General features: G+C 50.0%; 4 protein-coding genes, 4 tRNA genes and 1 pseudogene. 7 read left to right on the top strand and 2 right to left on the bottom strand.

Annotated elements, in window-relative coordinates:
* Positions 1–164: 164 nt before the first annotated feature.
* Together murB and birA are read left to right on the top strand one after the other, a co-directional pair.
* Positions 165–1,193 (top strand): UDP-N-acetylmuramate dehydrogenase, encoded by a 1,029-nt coding sequence (gene murB, locus OGV80_RS08765; protein ID WP_043018015.1) that lies wholly within the window; start codon positions 165–167, stop codon positions 1,191–1,193.
* Positions 1,190–2,152 (top strand): bifunctional biotin--[acetyl-CoA-carboxylase] ligase/biotin operon repressor BirA, encoded by a 963-nt coding sequence (gene birA, locus OGV80_RS08760; protein ID WP_043018016.1) that lies wholly within the window; start codon positions 1,190–1,192, stop codon positions 2,150–2,152. Before murB ends, birA begins: the two co-directional genes overlap by 4 nt.
* Before the next feature lie 32 nt (positions 2,153–2,184).
* On the opposite strand, the gene coaA is transcribed toward birA, so the two are convergent.
* Complete coding sequence (coaA, locus tag OGV80_RS08755; protein WP_043018507.1) at positions 2,185–3,135, bottom strand: type I pantothenate kinase; 951 nt, start codon at positions 3,133–3,135, stop codon at positions 2,185–2,187.
* Positions 3,136–3,425: 290 nt separating this feature from the next.
* Positions 3,426–3,506: pseudogene (locus tag OGV80_RS08750) on the bottom strand (hypothetical protein); the annotation flags it as partial.
* Between the two features lie 19 nt (positions 3,507–3,525).
* Between OGV80_RS08750 and OGV80_RS08745 the strand changes: the two are divergent.
* From OGV80_RS08745 to tuf, 5 genes are all read left to right on the top strand, one after another.
* Positions 3,526–3,601 (top strand) — tRNA-Thr (locus OGV80_RS08745).
* Between the two features lie 8 nt (positions 3,602–3,609).
* A tRNA-Tyr gene (locus tag OGV80_RS08740) sits at positions 3,610–3,694 on the top strand.
* A gap of 114 nt (positions 3,695–3,808) precedes the next feature.
* Positions 3,809–3,883, top strand: a tRNA-Gly gene (locus tag OGV80_RS08735).
* A 5-nt stretch (positions 3,884–3,888) separates the two neighbouring features.
* Positions 3,889–3,964 (top strand) — tRNA-Thr (locus OGV80_RS08730).
* Between the two features lie 118 nt (positions 3,965–4,082).
* The coding region (gene tuf / locus OGV80_RS08725) for an elongation factor Tu (RefSeq protein ID WP_286454612.1) at positions 4,083–5,251 on the top strand (1,169 nt) is incomplete at its 3' end.

The raw sequence follows: 5,251 nt of genomic DNA, 5'->3' as shown, positions 1-5,251 counted from the left end.
TCCCCATGCGAGAGTAGGGAACTGCCAGGCATCAAATAAAAGCGAAAGGCCCGGTCGAAAGACCGGGCCTTTTGTTTTATCTGTGGTTCCTGAGCCTCCATAACACAAGCCATCCTGCGGCATATGCGGTAAACTAAGCGCGATTTTGCATCAGGAAAGCGTCTATGAATCACTCCCTTAAAGCCTGGAATACCTTCGGCATCGATCAACAAGCCAACGAACTTGTCTGCGCCGAAAATGAGCAACAATTATTGAATGCCTGGCAATCAGCCAAGGCATCACATCATCCAGTACTGATCCTGGGCGAGGGGAGTAACGTCCTGTTTCTTGATACCTTCCATGGAACGGTGATCGTCAACCGTATCAAGGGGATAGAGATTACTGAACAACCTGATGCGTGGCATTTACACGTAGGCGCGGGTGAAAACTGGCATCAGTTGGTGCGCTATACGTTGGAACACAACATGCCTGGCCTGGAAAATTTGGCGCTTATCCCCGGCTGCGTGGGTTCATCGCCAATCCAGAATATTGGTGCCTATGGCGTAGAGCTGCAGCGCGTCTGTGAATACGTAGACTGCGTAGAGCTTTCGACCGGCAAACATCTGCGCGTTAACGCTGCAGAATGTCGATTTGGTTACCGTGACAGCATCTTCAAGCATGAGTACCAGGATCGTTTCGCTATTGTCGCCGTTGGTCTGCGCTTGCCTAAACAGTGGCAGCCTGTTTTGACTTACGGTGACCTGACGCGTCTGGATCCTGCCACCGTGACACCTCAGCAGGTTTTTGACTCTGTTTGCCATATGCGCACGACAAAGCTGCCCGATCCAAAAGTGAACGGTAATGCAGGAAGCTTCTTTAAAAACCCGGTTGTCACCGCAGATATTGCGCAGGAGCTCCTGGCAAAATTCCCTACAGCGCCTCATTACCCGCAGGCCGATGGTTCTGTGAAACTGGCAGCTGGCTGGCTTATCGATCAGTGCCAGCTAAAAGGTATGCGCATTGGTGGCGCAGCGGTACATCAGCAGCAGGCACTCGTGCTGATCAATGCAGAGCATGCGACGAGTCAGGATGTGGTGCAACTTGCACATCACGTACGCCAAAAAGTCGGTGAGAAATTCAATGTCTGGCTCGAGCCAGAAGTCCGGTTTATTGGTCCGCAGGGTGAAGTGAATGCCGTGGAGATCGTTGCATGAAGGATAATACCGTCCCCCTGACGCTTATTTCATTATTGGCCGATGGCGAATTTCACTCCGGTGAGCAACTCGGCGAAAAGCTGGGAATGAGCCGTGCGGCAATTAATAAACATGTCCAGACGCTACGTGACTGGGGGGTTGATGTCTTTACGGTCCCTGGTAAAGGATACAGCTTACCTGAGCCTATCCAGCTTTTAGATTCATCGCGTATTTATTCTCAACTGGATGGCGGGAATATAACGGTCCTGCCAGTTATCGATTCAACCAATCAGTACCTGATGGACCGAATTGGTCAACTGCAGTCAGGGGATGCCTGCGTCGCTGAGTATCAGCATGCAGGTCGTGGTCGTCGTGGACGTAAATGGTTTTCTCCCTTTGGCGCCAATCTGTACCTTTCAATGTTCTGGCGACTGGAACAAGGACCGGCAGCCGCGATTGGCCTGAGCCTGGTGATTGGTATTGTCATGGCTGAGGTTTTGCGCGATCTGGGTGCGGATAAAGTCCGTGTAAAATGGCCCAACGATCTCTATTTACTCGACCGTAAACTGGCAGGGATTCTGGTTGAACTCACTGGTAAGACAGGCGATGCCGCGCAAATTGTTATTGGCGCGGGTATTAATATGTCTATGCGTCGGGTTGAAGAGAATGTGGTTAATCAAGGCTGGATTAACCTGCAGGAAGCGGGTATTAACATTGACCGCAATACTCTGGCTGCCCGGTTGATCCGCGAGCTGCGCGCTGCCCTGATACTGTTTGAGCATGAGGGCCTGGCGCCGTATCTGTCCCGCTGGAAGAAGCTGGACAACTTTATCGACCGTCCGGTAAAACTCATTATTGGCGATAAAGAAATATTTGGTATATCTCGTGGAATAGATGCGCAAGGCGCATTACTACTTGAACAAAATGGCGTGATAAAACCCTGGATGGGTGGGGAAATATCGCTGAGAAGTGCTGAATAATAAGAAGGGGAGCTGAGGCTCCCCTTTTTTATTTATTTACGCAGCCTGACTTGCTCAACGGCATGATTGGCGCTTTTGGTCATAATCAAGCTGGCTCTTTCACGCGTCGGTAAAATATTCTGCTTTAAATTCAGCCAGTTAATTTCTTTCCAAAGCGATGTGGCGGTGTTGATTGCCTCGTCTTCCGACAATTTCGCATAGTTATGGAAATAAGAGTCTGGGTTGGTAAATGCCCCTTCGCGGAATTTCAGGAAGCGGTTGATATACCACGTCTGGAGTAATTCTTCTGGCGCATCAACATAAATAGAAAAGTCGACAAAGTCAGAAACAAATACATGATGTGGATCGTGAGGATAGTCCATCCCGCTTTGTAATACATTGAGCCCTTCGAGGATTAATATGTCGGGCTGGGCAACGGTTTTGTCACCGTCAGGGATCACATCATAGATCAAATGAGAATAGACCGGCGCCGTAACGTTGGGGACGCCAGACTTCAGATCGGAAACGAATTTAACCAGACGGTGCATATCATAGGACTGAGGGAAGCCTTTCTTCTTCATGAGCCCACGTTCTTTCAATACCTGGTTCGGATGAAGAAAACCATCGGTAGTAATCAGCTCAACCTTACGATGCTCGGGCCAGCGACTCAGCAGCGCCTGCAATACACGCGCAGTTGTACTTTTGCCGACAGCGACGCTACCAGCAATGCTAATAATATAAGGAATACGTTCGCCGTTGGTGCCTAAAAATTGTTCCAGCACAGCCTGACGTCGCAGGTTCGAACTGATGTAAAAATTTAGCAAACGCGATAGAGGCAAATAAATCTCGGCAACTTCTTCCAGCGATAAGTCTTCGTTAATGCCTTTCAGACGAGCAATCTCTTCCTCGGTCAGGGTCATCGGCACGGAATCACGAAGCGCAGCCCACTGGTTGCGATCAAACTGTAGGTAAGGCGACGTTAACGCTTGCTCTTTTATACTCATACGCATGGTCTGGCTGTCATTGCTATATCAGGTCTGCGGTAAAAAACGAAATCATCCCCGGTACGCAATGGCACGCACATTTCAGTTAATTTGGACAATGGGCAGGAGGGTAACACCAGATGGGAGGGAATAATAAGAAAAAATCTTCCCCTGAAACGCAATGTGACGGCTATTCCAGATGTATAAAGATGCACTTTCTCTCTATTGATTACTGCGTGCCGGAGCAAAATGCCCCTCAGGGAACGCGCCTGGCGTTGGAAATTTGTCCAATCTAAAGAGGAAATAGATTATTTATCGGTCGTATAGTGCAAAATGTGAGCGATAGAACATTTTATGCAATTTTTTAGTTGCATGAGTGCGCATGTCTCCATAAAATGCGCGCTACTTGATGCCGACTTAGCTCAGTAGGTAGAGCAACTGACTTGTAATCAGTAGGTCACCAGTTCGATTCCGGTAGTCGGCACCATCAAGTCCGGTGGGGTTCCCGAGCGGCCAAAGGGAGCAGACTGTAAATCTGCCGTCACAGACTTCGAAGGTTCGAATCCTTCCCCCACCACCACTTTCTGGCAGCGTTATCGCCGCCTGAGTTGGTTAAAAAATTAATCAGCTCGAACAGAAAAGAGAGAAATCTCTTTTTTGTTACAGAAAGAACTGGGTAGCCGAGTTTCAGGATGCGGGCATCGTATAATGGCTATTACCTCAGCCTTCCAAGCTGATGATGCGGGTTCGATTCCCGCTGCCCGCTCCAGACGTGCTGATATGGCTCAGTTGGTAGAGCGCACCCTTGGTAAGGGTGAGGTCCCCAGTTCGACTCTGGGTATCAGCACCACTTCACTTCTCCTTCCCGTTTCTCTCTGTTTACTTTTAAAAGCATTCAACAGCTCAGGCATATTGCCTGGTTGATGTGGTGATATCACCGATTTATCCGTGTCTTAGAGGGACAATCGATGTCTAAAGAAAAATTTGAACGTACTAAACCGCACGTTAACGTCGGTACTATCGGCCACGTTGACCATGGTAAAACAACGCTGACCGCTGCAATCACTACCGTACTGGCTAAAACCTACGGCGGTGCTGCTCGCGCATTCGATCAGATCGATAACGCGCCGGAAGAAAAAGCACGTGGTATCACCATCAACACTTCTCACGTTGAATATGACACCCCGACTCGCCACTACGCACACGTAGACTGCCCGGGCCACGCCGACTATGTTAAAAACATGATCACCGGTGCTGCGCAGATGGACGGCGCGATCCTGGTTGTTGCTGCGACTGACGGCCCGATGCCGCAGACTCGTGAGCACATCCTGCTGGGTCGTCAGGTAGGCGTTCCGTACATCATCGTGTTCCTGAACAAATGCGACATGGTTGATGACGAAGAGCTGCTGGAACTGGTAGAAATGGAAGTTCGTGAACTTCTGTCTCAGTACGATTTCCCGGGCGACGACACTCCGATCGTTCGTGGTTCTGCTCTGAAAGCGCTGGAAGGCGAAGCAGAGTGGGAAGCGAAAATCATCGAACTGGCTGGCTTCCTGGATTCTTACATCCCAGAACCAGAGCGTGCGATTGACAAGCCGTTCCTGCTGCCTATCGAAGACGTATTCTCCATCTCCGGTCGTGGTACCGTTGTTACCGGTCGTGTAGAGCGCGGTATCATCAAAGTTGGTGAAGAAGTTGAAATCGTTGGTATCAAGGACACTGCTAAGTCTACTTGTACCGGCGTTGAAATGTTCCGCAAACTGCTGGACGAAGGCCGTGCTGGTGAGAACGTTGGTGTTCTGCTGCGTGGTATCAAACGTGAAGAAATCGAACGTGGTCAGGTACTGGCTAAGCCGGGCTCTATCAAGCCGCACACCAAGTTCGAATCTGAAGTGTACATTCTGTCCAAAGACGAAGGCGGCCGTCATACTCCGTTCTTCAAAGGCTACCGTCCGCAGTTCTACTTCCGTACTACTGACGTGACTGGTACCATCGAACTGCCGGAAGGCGTTGAGATGGTAATGCCGGGCGACAACATCAAAATGGTTGTTACCCTGATCCACCCAATCGCGATGGACGACGGTCTGCGTTTCGCAATCCGTGAAGGCGGCCGTACTGTTGGTGCGGGCGTTGTTGC

It is taken from the genome of Citrobacter sp. Ce119, from assembly GCF_030334525.1.
GTDB classification, from domain to species: domain Bacteria; phylum Pseudomonadota; class Gammaproteobacteria; order Enterobacterales; family Enterobacteriaceae; genus Citrobacter; species Citrobacter europaeus.
The sequence above is the reverse complement of the archived record's forward strand: the minus strand, read 5'-3'. Positions and strand labels throughout refer to the sequence as shown.

Coding starts and splice junctions, on each gene's coding strand:
- murB (WP_043018015.1), top strand. CDS start 165: ATGAATCACTCCCTTAAAGCCTGGAATACCTTCGGCATCGATCAACAA.
- birA (WP_043018016.1), top strand. CDS start 1,190: ATGAAGGATAATACCGTCCCCCTGACGCTTATTTCATTATTGGCCGAT.
- coaA (WP_043018507.1), bottom strand. CDS start 3,135: ATGAGTATAAAAGAGCAAGCGTTAACGTCGCCTTACCTACAGTTTGAT.